Consider the following 493-nt stretch of genomic DNA (forward strand, 5'->3'; position numbering starts at 1 on the left):
GGCTCGACGATCAGCACTCGGATGCCGAACGGCTTCAGCTCGCCGGAGAGTGCTTCGGAAACCCCTTCAACCGCAAACTTGGCTGCATTGTAATATGCTGCGCCGCCACTGCCCGCGATCCCTGCGCCAGAAGACATGTTGACGATCACTCCGCCCGAACGTCGCAGTGCAGGCAAGGCTGCCCTGGTGGTTTCGATAAGACCGAAAACGTTCACCTCGAACATCGGTCGATATTCTTCGGGCGTGCCCTCCTCGAGCGCCCCAAACAGTCCGTAGCCGGCATTGTTCACCAGCACGTCAAAACCCCCAAATGTCTCGACGGCCTTTGCGACCGCGGTATTTGCCGCCGCCGCATCTGTCACGTCGAGCGGCAAGGTGATCATACGGCCGTCGAATGGCCGAGCCATGTCTTCGATCGAGTTGACGTTTCGGGCAGTAGCGACAACCTGATCGCCCCGCTGTGCTGCAGCGACCGCGAGCCGTTGTCCAAAGC

1 protein-coding gene is annotated in these 493 nt (G+C 60.4%); it reads right to left on the reverse strand.

What is annotated here, in order from left to right:
* A partial coding sequence (locus AB4Z23_RS28325) for an SDR family NAD(P)-dependent oxidoreductase (RefSeq protein ID WP_441361286.1) occupies window positions 1-493 on the reverse strand: 493 nt, incomplete at both ends.

It is taken from the genome of Agrobacterium sp. MCAB5, assembly GCF_052114365.1.
GTDB lineage: Bacteria > Pseudomonadota > Alphaproteobacteria > Rhizobiales > Rhizobiaceae > Agrobacterium > Agrobacterium tumefaciens.